Genomic DNA, 17560 nt, shown 5'->3' on the forward strand with positions numbered 1-17560 from the left:
TTATCTTTTTGTCTGATCCGTTTCCGGCTGTTCGTCACATTACTGTAAACAGTTCATTTCATCATTAAAAAACCTTTTATGAGCAATTTTATGTTCCTCTTCCGCGGAGGTCTTGACCCTTTCACCGCTTCTCCTGAAGCCATGCAGCAAAACATGGAAAAATGGTTTGCCTGGGTAGGCCAATTACAGGCATCGGGTACTTATGTAGCTGGTGAAGCATTAATGCCTACAGGGAAAACCCTGCACAAAGGCAATGTAGTTACAGACGGACCCTATATGGAAAGCAAGGAAATGGTCGGCGGTTTTTTTGTAGTAAAAGCCGACAATCTTGAAGCCGCTCTGGAAATAGCCAAAGGCTGTCCCGATTTAGAAATCGGTGGATCTGTAGAAGTTCGTGACGTGGTTGTTTTTGAATGAGTGAAGCCACACAACATACAGAACAATTGATTGACCATCTTTTCCGGCACCAGTCGGGAAAGATGGTTGCTGTATTAAGCCATATTGCAGGTCTTAAGCAGATTCACTTAGTGGAAGATCTTGTACAGGATACTTTTATGAGTGCCCTGCAGCACTGGAAAATAAAAGGCGTTCCCGAAGACCCGTCTGCATGGCTCATGCGTGTTGCCAAAAACAAAGCTATTGACCTTATTCGCCGGTTGAACTATCATACACGATATGTTCAGTCAGAAACAACTCTTGTTACAACCTATAAACTTGATTCTTTTTTTCATGAACAGGAAATGAACGATAGTGAGCTGCGAATGATATTTGCCTGCTGTCACCCTTCCTTCTCAAAAGAAGACCAGGTAGCATTAACCTTAAAACTTGTGTTCTCTTTTTCTGTCAGCGAAATTGCCAGGGCCCTTGTGCTGTCAGATGCTGCCATCCAGAAAAGACTTATCCGAGCAAAAGAACAGTTGAAGACGGGTAATATCAAACTTGAAATTCCTTCAGGCAAACAATTACTGGAACGCCTGGCTATCGTAAGAACCATTTTGTATTTATTGTTCAACGAAGGATATCTGTCTCACAAAAAAGATGAGATCATCCGGCAGGATCTCTGTATGGAAGCCATTCGTTGTACAAAAATCATCACCGAACATCCAGCTACCAAAGATCCGATCAACGATGCCTTACTTGCATTACTCTGTTTACATGCGGCTCGTTTCGACAGCCGTGTGTCTGACTCAAACGAATTGATTTTATTAGAGGAACAGGATCGTGATTTATGGGATGTTGAACTGATGAAAGTGGGATATCGTTATCTGAATCGTGCATCAGAAGCGCCCGTCATCAGCCAATATCATATTGAAGCTGCCATTGCCGCTGAACATAGTATTGCTAAAAAATTTGCTTCTACTAACTGGGCGCGTATTCTTTCGCTTTACGACCTTTTGGCTGAAGCATGCCCCGCACCGGCAGTTTTTCTTAACAGAGCCATTGTATTATCTCAAATCGGTGAAACCGAAAAAGCGATCGCCCAGGTATTGTCAATCGGGGGTATTGAGCAATTAATCCGTACCGATCACCAATACGCTTCTGTATTAGGCTATCTGTACATGAAACTGAGCGACCGCATAAAGGCATTGTCATATCTGCAACAAGCAAAATCCTTAACACGCTCGCCGGCAGAACAAAAATTATTGCAGGCCCGTATCGACCTTGTTTCAAATAATTGATTCCTTTGCACAGCGTTTTTTATTTCGTCAGTTTAGCGACGATGGCTTTTACTTTACTATCTATTTGTCTATCTGTTAACTTTCTGCCCGATACTTCAGAAGTAGTCCAACCCTGCCAGATGGTTTTATCGGTATCAGCATCCATCAATGTCAGGGTTAAGGTTCCTTCTTTTGTTTTTTGTATGTCTTCATCATAACCCATGAATTGGGATGGATAAAATACCGGCACCCATCTACGGTTTCTTGGATTAAAGAACCAGCGTGTAAATGATTGTGAGTAAACTGGCGTAGTAACTGTTTTGTCTGCTTCTTCAATCATTACATCATACACCAGGTATACGTCGGGGTTTTTCTTTACTTCTCTCCAGCCTTTTTCTGCCAGGTTTTTATTGATGGACTGGCGGATTTTCCGGTTGGTGAGATCATCATTCCGTGTTGAGGTTGATGCAACCTCTTTATTTGCCTGTGTAGTTACCCAGCTATATGTTTTTATTTTGCTGAAATCAACATCAGCATCTTTCTGCACATACGCTGTTCGCCCACAACTTACCAGTACGATGGCGGTCATAATGGTGACAGCCACCCATTGTATCTTTTTCATACGATGTTGTTTTTATTAATCAGGATTGTTTACACTGATATATATATCCAACATCGTGCCTGCAATTGCAAAAAACAACCTAAATATTTGTCAAGTCTGCGTTAAAAATTTCTATTTCTTGGTTTTTTGAAGGTTTAAAATGAGGAGAAGTTTTTTAACCACAGGGTTGCACGGAGTTGAACACAGGGTGACACAGAGGTTCTATTGCCTTTTTTAAACACTCGTACAAACTGGTTACCCTCCGTGTTACTCTGTAGTTGAACTATATAACAAGTAAAGCCGCTTTAAAAAGCGGCTTTAGGATACACATGAGAACTATTACTGTCTGTAGAAACAGTTGGTAATGGAGTTATTTCAATGATTTTCTCAGATAGAGATTACCATAAGTTGATTTCAACGCATATGCGGGACCTTTACCAAGTGCCGTGGTAATCGATGTATAAAAATCTTTTTCTTCCTTGTCAGTAATATTCAGGGTAAGGTTTGAATAAATCTGTCCGTAATGTGTTGTTGCCGATAACTTACCGGTTGCAGCTTCATTAACGGAGGCATCAATACCCCCGTAAGTGGCGTCAACTTTTATAGGTGCATTATAATTAGCCAGTTCCACAATTCCGTATTTGGCTTTTACAAAAGTGGATAGTTGACTTTGCGGCACTTTAATTTCGATTGTTATTTCCAGATCAACACCTTCCGAATATGACCTGGCTCCTTTCATGCCAGCCGTCATTGTTTTAAAATCTTCTTTGGAAGTATAAACTGTTTTTTTGCCTTCATGAATAACCGTATATCTTTTGGGTAACTTGTCTATATCCTTGATGATATTCTTGATGGAAAGCGTGTTACCGTTGGTTGTTTCAATCAGTTGAAATGCATCGTTGCTTTCTCCGCTGTTGATACTAACACTTGCAGTAACTGATATTTCAGACTTATCCCAGGTGCTTAGTTTTACAATTCTGGGATAGTCGAAAGAAAACTCCAGTTCCTGACCGGGTTTAACCGGATAAGTTTTGGTAATAGTTTGCTGTGCCTGTAATGTGTATAATGAAATACAGCATAACAGGGTCAATATGATTGTTTTCATGACCGTTGATTGGGGGGTGATTAATTTGATTTACGGAGGTACACTTTTCCATAGCTCGATGTGAGTGTCATGTCTACACCCCCGCCGTTCAGTTTTCCTTTGATGTGGTTATCACTGTAGCTTACCATATCACCTGAACCTGATTTTTCAATATCAATCTTGAAATCTGAAGAAGCCAGTATTTCACCCCATGAGGTATTCATTTTGAGATTGGCTTTTGTTGCAGGCGACATTGATACATCCACATGACCATAAACCGATACCAGTGAAACAGGACCTTTGATGTTCTGACCAAACTTCACATCCACACCACCATATACTGCTTTGATGGTTAAGGGACCAGTAACATTTTCAAGATCAACTTTGTTATACTGAACAGAAACTTCAATTTCACCTTCAATATTTTTAAATGATGCGGTACTGTTTTCCATTACCTTGGAGAACGAGTAGGATACAGACATCCCCTTGGGTATTTTAATTTTCAGTTTATTACTGCTTTTACCCACAGGCGTTACTTCTACGGTAGCGCCTTTGTCTACTACATTAACACCCAAACCGGTATTATCCTGTAATCCTGAGGCATTGATGGGGCGAAGACCTTTGGCCCTTTCGTCTTCGTCACCAGATTTTTCACGACCGGTGAAAATAATCTCGTTACCATCATACCCTTCTACAGTTACACCGGGTGTAGTGATGATGATTTTACCTGTTGACTTTGCCAGTTTGTATTCCTGTGCAAACGATGTAGCTGTTACCAACAATGCTACGATTGTGCTGAATATGATTTTTTTCATTTTCTGTTTTTATTTTATGTTTTGAGATGGGGATTTCCGGAATAGTATCGTCATGCATGAACCGACAGGCTCCCGGATCTTTGTATGTTGATTGTTATGATCCTAATGTTAGTATGCTTGAATAGGCCCTGTCTTTTACCGCTTCACTGGTATTAACATCTTTTACCAGTTTTTCCAGTTCACTCAGGATACTTGTTTGTTTCATGGTGGTAAGAACATGAATAAGCTCCACCTGCACCATCGGGTCTTTTTGTTTTTTGAGTGAAGCGGTCAACTGTTTTTTTACATAAGGCTCGCGGCGAAACTTTGTCAGCGCTTCCAGTGCTGCGAGTCGGACATTGGTATTGGGGTCGCTGTTCATGGTATGTAATAATGCATCCACGATTTCTTTGTCTGCATTTTTCATATCATATGCTTTCATGGCAGCAGCTATTCTTGTGCTCGCCGATTCCATATTACCAAGACTTGCAAACAACAATTCCTTGCGCTGATCGGCTTTTGATACCGCAAAGACAGGTGTCTCCGACGGTTGTATTGTTGGCTCCCGTTCACTTGTTTGCTGTTCTTTCACCGCTTCGCCCTGTATGCCTGTTCCTTTGCTTTCCGGTTTAACACCTGCCAGCACTTGTTGTTCTGCCTGTTTTGTATCGATATTCATCCACCAGACACCTATTCCAGCTAAAACAATTACACATGCCGCAACCGCCCACCGAATGGCTTTAAAAGAAATGACGATTCCTTTTCTGGCTGGAGTGGCTGCTGTATGACCCATTCTTTGTTGAATGCGTGATAACACATCAGCACCTGGAACACGGTCATCAAAAGCTGACCTGTTGTCTTCTATAAATTTTTCCAGTTTCGTTTTCATGCTTCAGCTCCGTTTGTAAGGCTTTTCAATATTTTTTGTTTCGACCTGTGGTATTGTATCCGCACATTATTGTAAGAGATACCCAGCATGGTCGCAATTTCTTCCTGTGGTATATTTTCAAACAGGTAGAGTTGTACAATGGTTCTGTAAGAATCGGGTAGCTCTTCAATGGCTTTTTTCACTTCCTCTACTTTAAAACTGAACTGTGCTTCATCAATACTTTCTTCTTCTGCAACAACCGATTTTGTGTCATCGAGTTCTACCATTCTCAGTTTCTGTTTGCGGATCCAAGATATGGACTGGTTGATGGCAATTCTTTTGATCCAGGCCCTGAACCCACCCGTATTTTCAAATTTGTGTATGGCCTGAAAAGCCGACACAAATACTTCCTGTAACAGGTCTTCGGCTTCCCCGGTATGTGGTACCAGGCGGAAAATGGTATTATACACTTCCTTTGAATGTTGGTGGTACAACTGTGTGAAAGCAGACGTATCGCCTCTTTTACACCTTTCCACTACCTCATCGTGTTTTATTGTGAAAACCTGTTCCAAATCTGTTTGCCTGAGTACTTGTAGTTATCTAATCGCAGGATCTTTCTCTATGTTACACAAATTACCAGCATTTTTTTTGCCCATAAAAAAGGGCGGTCTGTAATGACCGCCCTTCTCATCCCTGCCCCGGATCTACATCCGGGGCAAAAGAAGATATTGCATGTTGGGTTAGTACTTTTTCTTCTCCCTGATTTCCAGCACTTCTTTCTTCAAAGGCGCAAGTTCATTGGGATCGAGGTGATTCCAGGAAGTATTGAATACCTGCTTATAATAATCCTGTAAAGCTTCAATCATAGGGTTGATAACACCCGGATCGCGGCTGAAACCAACATTATAGGTTCTTTCGAGGGTATTATATACGGGCGCGATATACACCTGTTTTTGTTTCAGCGGAATACTTTTTGCCCAGAGTTTCTCTTTGGTAAGGGGTTCTGCCGCTACCAGGTTTACCTTTCCAGAAAGGATAAAGAAGCCCGCATATTTATAGGCTGTTCTGTAAGTAGCATATCGTCCTTTACCCGAAATATACTCGGAGAAAGAGTTCCAGTTTACATTGGAACCATTGATATCAAAATCGATTTCCACCTGTAACAACAGATCGCTTTCTTTCTTATCGTTATACACTACCTGATCGTAATATTCAAAAGGTCCACGAACTGAATACCCTTTTGCGGTCAGTGATTCATTGTAATCTGCCGCCATGGCTTTTGAGAAGTCGCTGAAAATTTTGTAGTTGGAATACGCAAATTTCTCCTGGTAGGCCGGGTCTACAAGCAGGAACACGACCTGAGCAGATTTGGCAGGTGCTTTTTCAGGTGGTTCAAAATCGTAATTCGGCGCTTTAATGGTTGGAACAGGTGGTGCTTCGGCCTGTTTGGGGCCGGAGCTGGCGATATACAGTGCAGCATAAGCCACAATTACTAGTGATGCCAGCAGGTTTGTTTTGTTTCTCATATCAGTTCAGATTTATGTAGGATATATACGGTAAAAAATGCCAATTGATACATCACCAGGTCAATCCAGTCGCCCGTTCCCTGTAATATGCCCGTCCATTGCATCAGTTCGGTCAGCATAATCAACAGCCACAACAACCCTTTCCACAAAACCGGGATATTATTCCAGCCCTTCCACAGCCATACAAAGCATGACCAAAGCGAAACACACCATAAATAATCTGGTATCCATCCTGACCCGGGTAAAGAACTTGTTTCTTTGGTTTGATAGAACCAGGTTTCAAACAACACAGGATATTTTCTTCCTTTCAGATAGATCCATGTTCCAAGCATCAGTGGTACTATGATGAAGCCAACCCTTGTAAATGTTCTATTCTTCACGTTCAAGCTCCTCGGTATTGATGCGATCGTCAAACGAAACCACTACATAGTTTTCTGATTTCAGTTTAGCAATCAGGTCATTTTTATATTCAAGGATCTCTTCAAGCGATGCAAACAACCGTGGCGATTTCCAGGTCTGCGTCACTTTGTTTTTGAAATAACCCAGCTTTTCAAATTTGTTCCTGAAATGCCCAACCGAACGTGTTGCTACAGCACTATAAAAATCCTTTGCTTTATAAATGCCACTGATGATGGCAAATTTTTTATAGTGCGCGGAACCCTTTGGATTACATTCAATACAGGTGGTCGACAGGTACATATACCCATAACCCCCTGTTGTATCGGCAAACTTGTTGTCGGTCTGGACCTGCTTTGTGGTATCGGTTTCCTGTGCAAAAAGACCTGCGTTGCACAACGCAAATAGCATGATGAATAGAAATAAGCGCAGCCGAAATCCCCCTGTATGCATTATAGTAAAATTAGGCTACTGTTAACTTACAAAAAATACCTGAAAATGAGTAGTTTATGAAGATTTTTTTCTGGGAAACTTTGGAAACTTGCTAAGCAGCTATGAGACTTGAGCCACGAGCTGTGAGCCAGAAAATATTACCTATAGAAGTTGTTTCGGTTATTTTAATACATCCCCAAAAAACTCGAAGCCCATCGCTCAGGGCTCATAGCCTATTCCTCACTTCCTCCTGACATTATAAATAGCCACCGGCGGATCAAGATATTGGTTGCGGTCGTTTTGCATATATATTTTCCTGACTACGCTCATGCCTCTGATTACTTTCCCGAATGCAGCATAACCCAGCCTGTCTTCTACATTTTCACCTCCCTCGTCGAGCCCGGACTGGTTATCAATACAAATAAAAAATTCACAGTTGGCTGTTCCGGGTGCCAGTCTTGCTACCGATATAACACCATCTGTGTGTTTGATTCCCGTTGTTCCGGTACTTTCATGCGGAATTCCGGGAATACTTCTTGCCTTCTCATTTTTTGTACGCCATAGTCCACCCTGTAAAATTTCTGTTTTGGTTGCGTTGGATGGCTGGTTATTCATATTCAACACGCGGTAGAATGATGTGTTCTCATAAAATCCTGAATCTACATAGCTTAAAAATGCCCCTGCCGTTTTAGGTGCCTTATCAACATACAGTTCAATTTCTATCTCCCCATATTTTGTTTCTATCACCACAACAGGGTTTCCTTTGTTGCTGTTTTCTTTACAACTTAAAAAGCATAGACATACAAAAAATATCAGAAGAAACTGTTTCATGATTAATCGTTCACTTCAAATAAAAAGAGTTGTGTTTTTTCCAGTGCTGAAAAATTATTGTCGGCTATCATCCATAAAGTTCTTTTGCCGTTGGGCAGGGTTGGGCCAAAACTCATGCCCTCCACATTATCGGTATAAATACCGAGATCGTCTAAGTTCAGCAATAATTTTTTCTGCAATGGTTTAGCTGGTGGCTGCCGCTTTAGTGAATGACTCTCTTTTATATCCTGTGCATCCTTCAAATCAACACTGAATATTTTAATGGTGCAGGCTAGTCGCCCCGTTGAAAACGATCTTTCCATTACCAGTAGTTTATCTTTTCCTGCATACAAAATATCCGGAATACCATTTACCATAAAACTCCCTGCTGGATTAGGCGCATAAGCAACGGGATCTAGTTTGTAGGCATACTGTGCCGTGTTTTTTCCATCCTTTGTATTGAATGCATAAACACGTATCCAGGCATCATTGGGAATGAGTGCCGCCTGTGGACCATCTTCATATCTTGGCTCTTCGAGGCTCACGTATAATTTTTTATAGTCTGCCGAAAAAGACGCCCCTTCTAAAACACCGTTACGCCTCGGACCATTTTCTGTTCTTCGCATTTTCAGTTGGTCAGGTAATTGCAGCGTTCGGATATGACTACCATTTTTATTGACAAAATGAATAGCGGGGTCCTGTATTAAACTGTCTTTGGCGTTGATCAGTCTTTCTCCTTCACTTGTCCAGACAAGCTCTTTTGTTACAGGGTTGTAACGGATAGATTCGGGGTCGGGCGTTAAGGCGCCATTTTCTTTTATGGATGGATATGTTTTTCCATTAGGCTGTAATAAACTAACGGCCTCCTGAAAAATTACCGTGTCAATTTTTTTTGCGGAATAGGAAACAGTAAAACGATAATAGCGGGCCGGCTGCCGGTCAGATCTGTCATCGCTGATGGTATAAAAGGAATTTGACATTGCATCATAATCTATACCCGATAAGCCGCCAACAGTTGTTTCTTTAAATCGGAAGTCGTGTGAAATAGTGTACACGTCTATTAGTTGCAGCGATGTCGGAACATTTAACCGTCCTGTTTTTTTAATGGTATTACAGGCAAGTATTAGTAACAGTAAGGCTGGAATTAGAAATCGTTTCAAGATTTTAAGATTGTGATGATGCAATTTAAGCCACAGATTCACAGATTATAAAGGAATAATCTGTGAATCTGTGGCTTAAAAATTCAAATCGATCCAAGATCTATTTTTTCTTCAGCTTCTTTTTGTGCGAAAAAACCCAGGGTAATAATTTGGGTTCGGCAAAAGCATTGGTCCAGCTATCATGTCCCACGCCGGGATATTCAGAGTAGGTAATATCTGTTGCACCCGCTGTCATTAATGCTTTATATAATTCACGATTGGGTTCCGGTGATACAACAGGATCTTTTTCCCCGTGAAAAATCCACATGGGAACATCTTTTGCTTTTTGAACAAGCGTTGGAATATCGGCTACGCCGCAAATAGGAAAGGCGGCGGCAAAATATTCAGGATAACGAATCAGCATATCATAACTGCCAAATGCGCCCATTGATAAGCCCCCCAGGTAGATTTGTCTTTCGAGAATATGGCGGTTTAGCAACATGCTGTCCATCAGTGCTTTTACCAATTGTTGTTCAACCGGCGGCTCCGATTCTGAATCGCTGCCGGCGAACTTTCCATCAACACGTTTAAATTTCGACCAGGATTTGTTTGTCGGGCATTGCGGGAAGATGACAATGCTTTTAAAATATTTTCTGTTCTCTGGTTTCAGGAACAAAGCAGCTCCGTGTTTTAGCTGGGCTTCATTATCGTTGCCTCTTTCACCCGCGCCATGTAAAAACATGACCAAGGGATAGGCCCTGTTCTTTTTATATTTTTCGGGATAGAGAATACGGTAACGAAGCGTATCATTTCCTACAATAAACTGTTTCGATTCAAAGGCCGAGAGGTCCTGTGCTTTTACTTGTGACGAAAACAAGAGAACCAGCAGTAAATACAGGCTGTTTTTCATATGGAATCGTTTGACTAAATATACAAACATCCTGTTAGTTGTCATGAAATTTTACAACTGATGCTGTTGCGCATACAATACCATCATCGCCGTATTTTTCAGATCCAGCTTACGGAGTATATTTCGCCTGTGTGTGTCAACCGTATAGGTGCTGAGAAATAACTGATTCGCTATTTCATGGCTGGTTAATCCCTGTCTGATGAGCTGTATGATTTCTTTTTCCCTTTTACTCAGCACATCGGCCTGAGGTTTGGGTGCCGGTTTTTCGGCTGACCACATGAATACGGTTGATCCTGAGATGGCGTCTTCTACTGCAGACAATAATTCGTCTGATGAAAGGTTTTTAATGAGATATCCTTTTACACCAATCGTTTTACACTGGTAAATGATATCGTTATCATTCTCCATACTCAGCATCAGTATGATAGCGGATGGGTATTCTTTCAGTATTTCTTTGGCCACATCAACACCTTTTCCGTCGGGCAGGTGATAATCCAGTAATAGTACATCCGGGCGTTTTTCTCTGAATAACGATATCGCTTCTTTCGCTGTATATGCCTGTCCTACCCAGTTGAGCCAACCGATGTCTTTTGTAACACTTTGTATGCCTTCGGCAAATATTTTGTGATCGTCTGCTATAGCAATGCTAATTTTTTTCATGCGTTTTCTTTTTCCATGAATATTTCTATGATCACCGTGGTGCCCTTGTGGCTACTGTCGATGTTTATTTTACCTTCCATGTACTGCACCCTTTGTCTGATACTTTTCCATCCAATTCCTTCATCTTTTCCCGGTTCAAATCCTTTTCCATTGTCATCTACGAGTAAAGTAAGTCTTTGCGTTTTCTCTTCCTCCCAAATTTCAATATTTACTTCCGATGCAGCAGCATGTTTTTTGATATTGTGCATTAATTCCAACACAATCCTGTACAAGGCCGCTTCTGTTCGCAACGGGTACCTGTGTTGGATGGAACTGTTATAGTTTACATTTAGCTCTTCTCCCATATTCCATCTGGCCACCGCTTTTTCCAGGACCCTGTCGAGTCCCTGTTCCTGTAACTGCACCGGCATCAGGTCGTGTGCAATATTTCGGAGATCGGTTACGGCAAGATCCAGTTGTTCAGCTATCCATTCCTGTTCAGCAGGATAAGGTTTCAAACGATGATGTGCTCCCATCCTGATGCCACCCAATAAACCTCCTAAACCATCATGCAATTCTCTTGCCAGCCTGTTTCTCTCTTCTTCCTGTGTCTGTATAATTTTATCTGCTGCAGCTCTTTTCTCTTTTTCCAGCGCCTGCATGGCCTGTTCTTTTTCACTTTTATAAAAATTATAACGCTGTGTTAAACCAAATGAAAGAATGGTGCTCTCTCCCAAAAAGCCAACAGGCGAGCCATACATATTGGCATAAAACATCCAGTCGCCACCAATATTATACTGCGATAACAAAAGCAGCAAAATATACACAGCGAAAAAACAGAAAGCGACCAGGAAAAAAACAGATAATAATTTTTGCGTTTTATACCCTTTCCAGATAAACAGGATGATGATAACAAGTGCAACCATCCAGATAATATTCATTGTTGTAAGGTAACCGTATCGCAAGAGCGGACCACTCGTTGGAATATCCGTAAGCAATAATCCTACACTTGATATGAGTAGCAATATTTGTAATACACGGATGGTTTTGGTATAATGTCTTTGTGTATTGGGTATCGTAAAAAACCGTGCCGTTAGTTCCAGCAAAAACAGGTATGAGATATTTGAAAGAACGGGTCTCGACTTGCTGGTAAACGATGGCAGTTCGGGCCATAAATTTTTAAAACCAAGTCCCCATTGTGCTATGATCCAGAGCACAGCGAATGTTACATAGAGACTGTAAAAGAGATGAATTTTATCTTTTAAAGATGCCCATAGAAATAAGTTGAGTAATAAAAGTAAAATAATCCATCCCAGGAAAATGCCATGAAAGAAACTGCGGTCCGATAAATAAGGCGCAAGTGAACTTTCCTTAACAAGCCGTAAAGGAATATTGAGCGATTCCCCTTTTTTATCAATTCGTATCAGGTATGTATGTGAGGATGGCTCTATCGGATACCAGTAATCCGGGTCATCCAATAATCTTTGTTCGTATGGATAATAATCACCCGACTTATATACTTCTTCCCATTTGCCCCATTGCTGTTCATAGATGCGGATATCGTTGATGTGCGGGTTTGCAATCTGTAACCAGCTTTTTTCATTCGCTGCTGTTTTTACCATTACCCACCATGCATGCCTTGTAAAACCTGCGTTGAAAAATCCGTCTTCTATTTTTTCGTTTCTGGCGAGTAAAATTTGTTGAGCGGTTTCTGCTGTGCAAGCTGTTGAGTCTGGTGCTACGAGAAATACCGGTTTACTGTAATAGCGACTGAAATTGGTAAGCTGAAATGATCCCAATAACATGAAGAAAAAAAACAGGATCGATCCTATGATCAGGAATGATATTTTAGTATTGGATTTTAATAACATATCTGAGCACGCGTTCCAAGCGTAACAATACGAAAAAAGCCCGGATCACGGGCTTTTTGCTTCAAAGATTTCTATTTATATGCCGGTGGGTGCATTTCATCCCATCCTGTTTTATCCTGGTAATATTTTGCTGCCGCCAATATACTGGCCTCATCAAACAGTTTACCTATAAAAGAAATGCTGGTTGGTGTGTTGGTTCTTTTATCAAAACCCGTTGGTACACATACAACCGGGTGACCCGTGAGGTTCGTGATGGCAGACTGGTTACCACTTCCTCTTGTCGGACAAATAATCACATCATACTGACTGATGACTTCATTCATTTTTTGCATGAGTATAAACCGGTGTCTGTTCGCATTGATGTATTCTACTGCAGGTACCAGCCTCGATATGCGGAAAGTATTGGGCCAGTCGTTCAGCCCCTGACGTGTCATCAGATCATCTACATCATTTCGGGTGAAGTCGTCAAAAGCTGCGGCACATTCGGCGCTGATGACCACATCCATAATATTGAATGGATAGACCAGGCTGTCAGGAAAATCAACTGGTATCAGCTCTACGCCCATGGAGCGATATGTTTCGAGTACCTTCCATTCTGTTCTGCTGGTATCGGTTATCCGGTCGAAATAATTTTTTGCATAACCTATCCGCATTTTTTTGATGTCGGCATTGGGTTTATAATTGAATGGCTTGCTTACCGCACTCATGTCTTTTCCGTCTGTTCCGCGGATATAATTAAAAACAATGGCCGCATCTTCTGCGCTTCTGCAAATGGGTCCGATTTTGTCAAGACTCCAGCTTAATGTCATGGCGCCACTTCTGCTGATGGCACCAAAAGTGGGTCTTAAACCCGTGGCTCCACAGGTAGATGCGGGTGATATAATTGAGCCCCATGTTTCTGTTCCGATGGCAAACGGTACAAGTCCGGCAACGGTAGCAGATGCTGAACCGGCCGATGATCCCGATGAACCAAAACGGGTGTTCCATGGATTTTTTGTTCTGCCCCCATACCAATAATCGCCCATAGCCAACGCTCCAAGCGTGAACTTAGCCACCAATACGGCTCCGGCTTCTTTCAGCTTGCTATACACAAAAGCATCTTCATCAATTACCTGGTTTTTATATGGCTCGGCACCCCAGGTGGTTTTTGTTCCTTTTACGGCAAAGAGGTCTTTTAATCCATAGGGTATTCCATGTAAGGGGCCTTTGTATTTTCCTGCTGCTATTTCAGCATCCGCTTTTGCCGCTTCTTCCATAGCAATGCTTTCTGTAATCGAGATGACACACTGCAGACTGTCGCCATATTTTTTTATTCTATCAATAAAGAATTTCGCTAGTTCAACAGAACTGATTTTTTTGTTTTTCAGTAATGATGCCAGTTGTGAAACAGAATACCAGGCCAGTTCGTTTTTATCTGCTGGCAAGACAACATTTTTAGGGATGTTCCAATCTATTTTCTCCTGCTTTTCGTTAAAAACCATTCCGGGTAATATTGCACTATGTGAAAGTGTTGGTGCAATATTGTTTGCCAGCGTTTGTTTGTGCATGCGTTGGTATACGCCTACATTTTCTTTCACTCCAGCGTACATGCTATCTATTTCTTTCTGTGTGAAATTGAGGTCGAAGAGTCTTGCAGCAGCTGGAATATCTTTTTTAGACAGTGTATCCTGTGCCTGCGCAATAGTGCTCATCAGAAAAAAGCTGGCAGTAATAAAATTTCTCATAGTTAAGGTTGATATTTTTTTCTGTGAACCGTCTGCGTTCTTCATTCTGCTGCGGTGAACATATTAGAATATTCCCTGCAGAGAATAAGAGAAACGTGTGTTACGCAGAGTTCTTTTCAATAACAATTTTATTCCAATTCTGTTGAGGCAAATGTGTTTCCTTCTTTGATATCTCCGGTTTCAAAGCCTTTTTTAAACCAATACACCCTTTGTTTAGAAGTGCCATGGGTAAACGCATCTGGGTTTACGGTTCGTCCGGCAGACTGTTGCAAACGGTCATCGCCAATGGCATTAGCTGCACTTAGCGCCGATGCAATATCTCCTTCTTCCAAAATATTCTTTAATTTATGTGCATGGTGCGCCCATACACCTGCCAGGAAATCGGCCTGTAATTCCAGTTGCACAGAAAGTTTATTATAAGCCACTTCACTGACGCCCTGCCGCATTTGTTGCAGCTTGGTGGTGGTTCCCATCAATTGCTGGATATGATGACCCACTTCATGTGCAATTACATAGGCCATGGCAAATTCTCCTTCTACTTCAAATTTTTGCTGGAGTTCATCAAAAAAAGAAAGGTCTATATAAATACGTTTGTCGGGCGGACAGTAAAAGGGGCCAGATGCAGCACTCGCAAAACCGCATTCAGACGACGTTGATCCACTGAATAAAACAAGGCGTGGTTGTTCGTATCTATCGTTCATAGCCAAATAGATTGAATCCCACACATCTTCCGTATCGGCCAGGATCACTTTTGTAAATTCTGCGAGCTCCTGTTCTCGTGGACTAAATTTTGTTGTTTCGCTTGTTGGCTGCTGTGCTACCTGTTGCAGCACTTCATTGGGGTCGCCACCCATGATGAGGTAAAGTACCACCATTACGATGGCACCAAGACCTCCGCCTATTGCCAGTGGTGCTTTACTGCCCCTTCTGTCTTCTACATTATCGCTTTGTCTTCTGCCTTGCCAACGCATGGTATTTTTTATTTATTGTTTTACCGGTGAAGCATTTTTACCCAGAGGTATTCATCCATCAATTCATTGTTTTTAAATACTGCTTTTCTTTTAATGGCTTCCAGGTAGAATCCATTTTTTTGTAACACCCGCATGGATGCTTTGTTATGTTGAAACGTATTAGCCTCTATGCGCACCATGTCTTTCTGCTCCACAATATAATCGCATAAAAGTCGGCAGGCTTCTGTAGCTATTCCTTTTCCCCAATATGGTTCTCCAACATAATAGCCAACTTCAATATTTTTTCTATAAACGTCTTCTTTCAATATACAGCCGCAACCACCTACTATTTTCTGTTGCCATAATATGGCAAAATGCTGTACAGGATTATCGGCTGCGGTTTTTGTTATCCATTGTAATGCGTCTGAAACTGTATAAGGACTGGGAAAAAAGTCCCTCATATTATTCCAGATATTCCTGTTGTTAGCAATAGCCGCCAGTGCCTGTGCATCCTGCTTTTGCCAGGGACGTAATATGAGATCAGTCATCCTGTTTTTTAATTGTTCTGTTCAGGTAATCGCTGTAATCGGGTAATTGCGATTCATATTCCTGGTGCATAAAGGGTGATGTGATGAGAAAATCGGCTGTTGCCCTGTCGCACGCCATCGGAATATTCCACAACACACATAAACGCAGCAATGCTTTTACATCGCTGTCGTGGGGTTGTGCTTCCATGGGGTCCCAGAAGAAAAACATCATGTCAATTTCTCCGTTCGCTATCATGGCGCCAATCTGTTGATCGCCACCCATTGGACCACTCATGAGTTTTTTTACCGGGCGATCCATTTTTTCTTCAATCAGCTTTCCCGTTGTTCCTGTGGCAAACAATTCGTGTTTAGATAAAACTTCTCTGTTATGCGCCACCCACTCCATCAAATCCTTTTTTTTATGGTCGTGTGCCACCAGCGCAATTCGCTTTCTGATCCCTAATTTTTTTATTGAAGACATCTTTTTCTCTTAATACTTTTTACAACAGTAAGGTAACCGTTTTCTTTTCTTTATGATACTGTTTGTTGTTTTATTTTATTGTGTACGGCCGTCCATGCACTTAGTGGGTGAATGAGAATAACTGTGAGAATGATATAAAACGGCAGATGAACAAAAATCATCAAGGTCAATAATAATAACAGATACAGGGGATATGCGAGCAGCAAAACACCAAACAAAACAGAATCGTAAAACACCGTTTTTCTTGTTTTCGTTCTGACAAGGTTTTTAATTAGCCGATAAACCGGCATGTGCAAAAAATAACCGAGTAATGATAGTGGATGAAGAAAAACAGTTGATTTTCGTTGATATAGTTCCGGCAGTTTTATCATGCTGTTTAACCGGGTAAATATTTCCCGGTTAAAATCTTGCATATTGATCGCCTCCTGTTCGTTAGGCAACAGGTCTCTTGCAACCAGTGGTTTTGATAGCGCTACCCGAACTGATTTTCCGATTCGGGTAAAGCTGTTATAACTGATCGATACGGGCATTACTTGTAAGGGCAGGTTTTGATTGACAGCCGTAATGGCTATTCTGGCTGCACCTTTTTTAAATGGCTGTAATTCATGTGTATTCAGACAAATGCCCTCAATAAAAATCAACACTATTTTTTGCTGTGCCAATAGCTCCTGTGATTTTTTAAACGCGTGTTCGTTCAGGTGGAGGTTTTCTCTTCCCTCAGACAACCGGTAGACCGGAATCATATGAAGTAGACCAAGTAAAAAGCGGTGCCAGGGTTTCCGAAAAGCGTCTCCCCGGGCCAGGAAATAGACTGGCTCGCTGAAGCGGGAAGCAATAATGATGGCATCGAGGAATGAATTGGGGTGATTGGCCACCAGCAAAAGAGGACCTTTTTCGCTATGGAAATGGGGATTTACCAACTCAATGTCTACACAGAAAATACGCAGCGCAAGTCTAATTGGCAGTTTTAACAGCGTGTAGATCAATGGTTTTATTTTCCCTAAAATAAGGTATGTTGAAGAGAGTTGGTAGGCAATTTGCGTGATAATCAGTGGTTTATTTAGTTTATTTCTGTTTAATTATACAGCAACACTAAATAATGAAGATTGAACAAGGCATTTCAGTAAAAAACCGCTCCCTAGACAAGGAG

Annotated in this window: 20 protein-coding genes; 2 read left to right on the top strand and 18 right to left on the bottom strand. The window is 41.5% G+C overall.

The window, feature by feature from the left end:
- Positions 1-78: 78 nt before the first annotated feature.
- Together ACH3Z1_RS04725 and ACH3Z1_RS04730 are read left to right on the top strand one after the other, a co-directional pair.
- Complete coding sequence (locus tag ACH3Z1_RS04725; protein ID WP_490820707.1) at positions 79-417, top strand: YciI family protein; 339 nt, start codon at positions 79-81, stop codon at positions 415-417.
- On the top strand, positions 414-1679 hold the full coding sequence (locus tag ACH3Z1_RS04730) for an RNA polymerase sigma factor (protein ID WP_490820708.1): 1266 nt from the start codon (positions 414-416) through the stop codon (positions 1677-1679). Before ACH3Z1_RS04725 ends, ACH3Z1_RS04730 begins: the two co-directional genes overlap by 4 nt.
- A 19-nt stretch (positions 1680-1698) precedes the next feature.
- Here ACH3Z1_RS04730 and ACH3Z1_RS04735 read toward each other — a convergent pair whose 3' ends face one another.
- From ACH3Z1_RS04735 to ACH3Z1_RS04820, 18 genes are all read right to left on the bottom strand, one after another.
- Positions 1699-2280, bottom strand: coding sequence for a DUF4136 domain-containing protein (locus tag ACH3Z1_RS04735; RefSeq protein WP_490820710.1), 582 nt, complete (start codon positions 2278-2280; stop codon positions 1699-1701).
- A 349-nt stretch (positions 2281-2629) separates the two neighbouring features.
- Positions 2630-3364 (bottom strand): hypothetical protein, encoded by a 735-nt coding sequence (locus ACH3Z1_RS04740; protein WP_490820711.1) that lies wholly within the window; start codon positions 3362-3364, stop codon positions 2630-2632.
- 20 nt (positions 3365-3384) lie between these two features.
- Positions 3385-4158: a DUF4097 family beta strand repeat-containing protein gene (locus ACH3Z1_RS04745; protein ID WP_490820712.1), complete on the bottom strand. Its 774-nt coding sequence runs from the start codon at positions 4156-4158 to the stop codon at positions 3385-3387.
- 94 nt (positions 4159-4252) lie between these two features.
- A complete protein-coding gene (locus ACH3Z1_RS04750; protein ID WP_490820713.1) occupies positions 4253-5026 on the bottom strand; it encodes a HEAT repeat domain-containing protein in 774 nt (257 codons plus the stop codon).
- Positions 5023-5577, bottom strand: coding sequence for an RNA polymerase sigma factor (locus tag ACH3Z1_RS04755; RefSeq protein ID WP_490820714.1), 555 nt, complete (start codon positions 5575-5577; stop codon positions 5023-5025). The genes ACH3Z1_RS04750 and ACH3Z1_RS04755 overlap by 4 nt, the downstream gene beginning before the upstream one ends.
- A 168-nt stretch (positions 5578-5745) precedes the next feature.
- A complete protein-coding gene (locus ACH3Z1_RS04760; protein WP_490820715.1) occupies positions 5746-6531 on the bottom strand; it encodes a hypothetical protein in 786 nt (261 codons plus the stop codon).
- Complete coding sequence (locus ACH3Z1_RS04765; RefSeq protein ID WP_490820716.1) at positions 6528-6917, bottom strand: hypothetical protein; 390 nt, start codon at positions 6915-6917, stop codon at positions 6528-6530. Before ACH3Z1_RS04765 ends, ACH3Z1_RS04760 begins: the two co-directional genes overlap by 4 nt.
- Entirely contained in the window at positions 6901-7338 is a 438-nt protein-coding gene (locus tag ACH3Z1_RS04770; protein ID WP_490820717.1) for a hypothetical protein, read from the bottom strand. Before ACH3Z1_RS04770 ends, ACH3Z1_RS04765 begins: the two co-directional genes overlap by 17 nt.
- Positions 7339-7599: 261 nt before the next feature.
- Positions 7600-8190 (bottom strand): peptidylprolyl isomerase, encoded by a 591-nt coding sequence (locus ACH3Z1_RS04775; protein ID WP_490820718.1) that lies wholly within the window; start codon positions 8188-8190, stop codon positions 7600-7602.
- Between the two features lie 2 nt (positions 8191-8192).
- A complete protein-coding gene (locus ACH3Z1_RS04780; protein WP_490820719.1) occupies positions 8193-9329 on the bottom strand; it encodes an esterase-like activity of phytase family protein in 1137 nt (378 codons plus the stop codon).
- A gap of 100 nt (positions 9330-9429) precedes the next feature.
- Entirely contained in the window at positions 9430-10218 is a 789-nt protein-coding gene (locus ACH3Z1_RS04785; protein WP_490820720.1) for a carboxylesterase family protein, read from the bottom strand.
- A gap of 51 nt (positions 10219-10269) precedes the next feature.
- The gene (locus tag ACH3Z1_RS04790; RefSeq protein ID WP_490820721.1) at positions 10270-10878 is read right to left on the bottom strand and encodes a response regulator transcription factor; all 609 of its coding nucleotides are present in this window, start codon (positions 10876-10878) and stop codon (positions 10270-10272) included.
- The gene (locus tag ACH3Z1_RS04795; protein ID WP_490820722.1) at positions 10875-12728 is read right to left on the bottom strand and encodes a sensor histidine kinase; all 1854 of its coding nucleotides are present in this window, start codon (positions 12726-12728) and stop codon (positions 10875-10877) included. The genes ACH3Z1_RS04790 and ACH3Z1_RS04795 overlap by 4 nt, the downstream gene beginning before the upstream one ends.
- A 71-nt stretch (positions 12729-12799) precedes the next feature.
- The gene (locus tag ACH3Z1_RS04800) at positions 12800-14452 is read right to left on the bottom strand and encodes an amidase (protein WP_490820723.1); all 1653 of its coding nucleotides are present in this window, start codon (positions 14450-14452) and stop codon (positions 12800-12802) included.
- Positions 14453-14580: 128 nt separating this feature from the next.
- Positions 14581-15423 carry a KPN_02809 family neutral zinc metallopeptidase gene (gene ypfJ / locus ACH3Z1_RS04805; RefSeq protein ID WP_490820724.1) on the bottom strand — a complete coding sequence of 281 codons (843 nt, stop codon included), beginning with the start codon at positions 15421-15423 and terminating at the stop codon, positions 14581-14583.
- Positions 15424-15443: 20 nt separating this feature from the next.
- Positions 15444-15950: a GNAT family N-acetyltransferase gene (locus ACH3Z1_RS04810; protein ID WP_490820725.1), complete on the bottom strand. Its 507-nt coding sequence runs from the start codon at positions 15948-15950 to the stop codon at positions 15444-15446.
- A complete protein-coding gene (locus ACH3Z1_RS04815) occupies positions 15943-16410 on the bottom strand; it encodes a methylglyoxal synthase (protein WP_490820726.1) in 468 nt (155 codons plus the stop codon). The genes ACH3Z1_RS04810 and ACH3Z1_RS04815 overlap by 8 nt, the downstream gene beginning before the upstream one ends.
- Positions 16411-16460: 50 nt before the next feature.
- Positions 16461-17396 carry a 1-acyl-sn-glycerol-3-phosphate acyltransferase gene (locus tag ACH3Z1_RS04820; protein WP_490820727.1) on the bottom strand — a complete coding sequence of 312 codons (936 nt, stop codon included), beginning with the start codon at positions 17394-17396 and terminating at the stop codon, positions 16461-16463.
- Positions 17397-17560 lie beyond the last annotated feature (164 nt).

The organism is Sediminibacterium sp. FW305-C-49 (genome assembly GCF_058231085.1).

Bases quoted from the DNA above. Each gene is read 5' to 3' on its own strand.
- ACH3Z1_RS04740 (WP_490820711.1), bottom strand. From the start codon at position 3,364: ATGAAAACAATCATATTGACCCTGTTATGCTGTATTTCATTATACACA.
- ACH3Z1_RS04730 (WP_490820708.1), top strand. From the start codon at position 414: ATGAGTGAAGCCACACAACATACAGAACAATTGATTGACCATCTTTTC.
- ACH3Z1_RS04770 (WP_490820717.1), bottom strand. From the start codon at position 7,338: ATGCTATTTGCGTTGTGCAACGCAGGTCTTTTTGCACAGGAAACCGAT.
- ACH3Z1_RS04745 (WP_490820712.1), bottom strand. From the start codon at position 4,158: ATGAAAAAAATCATATTCAGCACAATCGTAGCATTGTTGGTAACAGCT.
- ACH3Z1_RS04750 (WP_490820713.1), bottom strand. From the start codon at position 5,026: ATGAAAACGAAACTGGAAAAATTTATAGAAGACAACAGGTCAGCTTTT.
- ACH3Z1_RS04815 (WP_490820726.1), bottom strand. From the start codon at position 16,410: ATGTCTTCAATAAAAAAATTAGGGATCAGAAAGCGAATTGCGCTGGTG.
- ACH3Z1_RS04790 (WP_490820721.1), bottom strand. From the start codon at position 10,878: ATGAAAAAAATTAGCATTGCTATAGCAGACGATCACAAAATATTTGCC.
- ACH3Z1_RS04795 (WP_490820722.1), bottom strand. From the start codon at position 12,728: ATGTTATTAAAATCCAATACTAAAATATCATTCCTGATCATAGGATCG.
- ACH3Z1_RS04775 (WP_490820718.1), bottom strand. From the start codon at position 8,190: ATGAAACAGTTTCTTCTGATATTTTTTGTATGTCTATGCTTTTTAAGT.
- ACH3Z1_RS04800 (WP_490820723.1), bottom strand. From the start codon at position 14,452: ATGAGAAATTTTATTACTGCCAGCTTTTTTCTGATGAGCACTATTGCG.
- ypfJ (WP_490820724.1), bottom strand. From the start codon at position 15,423: ATGCGTTGGCAAGGCAGAAGACAAAGCGATAATGTAGAAGACAGAAGG.
- ACH3Z1_RS04785 (WP_490820720.1), bottom strand. From the start codon at position 10,218: ATGAAAAACAGCCTGTATTTACTGCTGGTTCTCTTGTTTTCGTCACAA.
- ACH3Z1_RS04735 (WP_490820710.1), bottom strand. From the start codon at position 2,280: ATGAAAAAGATACAATGGGTGGCTGTCACCATTATGACCGCCATCGTA.
- ACH3Z1_RS04725 (WP_490820707.1), top strand. From the start codon at position 79: ATGAGCAATTTTATGTTCCTCTTCCGCGGAGGTCTTGACCCTTTCACC.
- ACH3Z1_RS04760 (WP_490820715.1), bottom strand. From the start codon at position 6,531: ATGAGAAACAAAACAAACCTGCTGGCATCACTAGTAATTGTGGCTTAT.
- ACH3Z1_RS04810 (WP_490820725.1), bottom strand. From the start codon at position 15,950: ATGACTGATCTCATATTACGTCCCTGGCAAAAGCAGGATGCACAGGCA.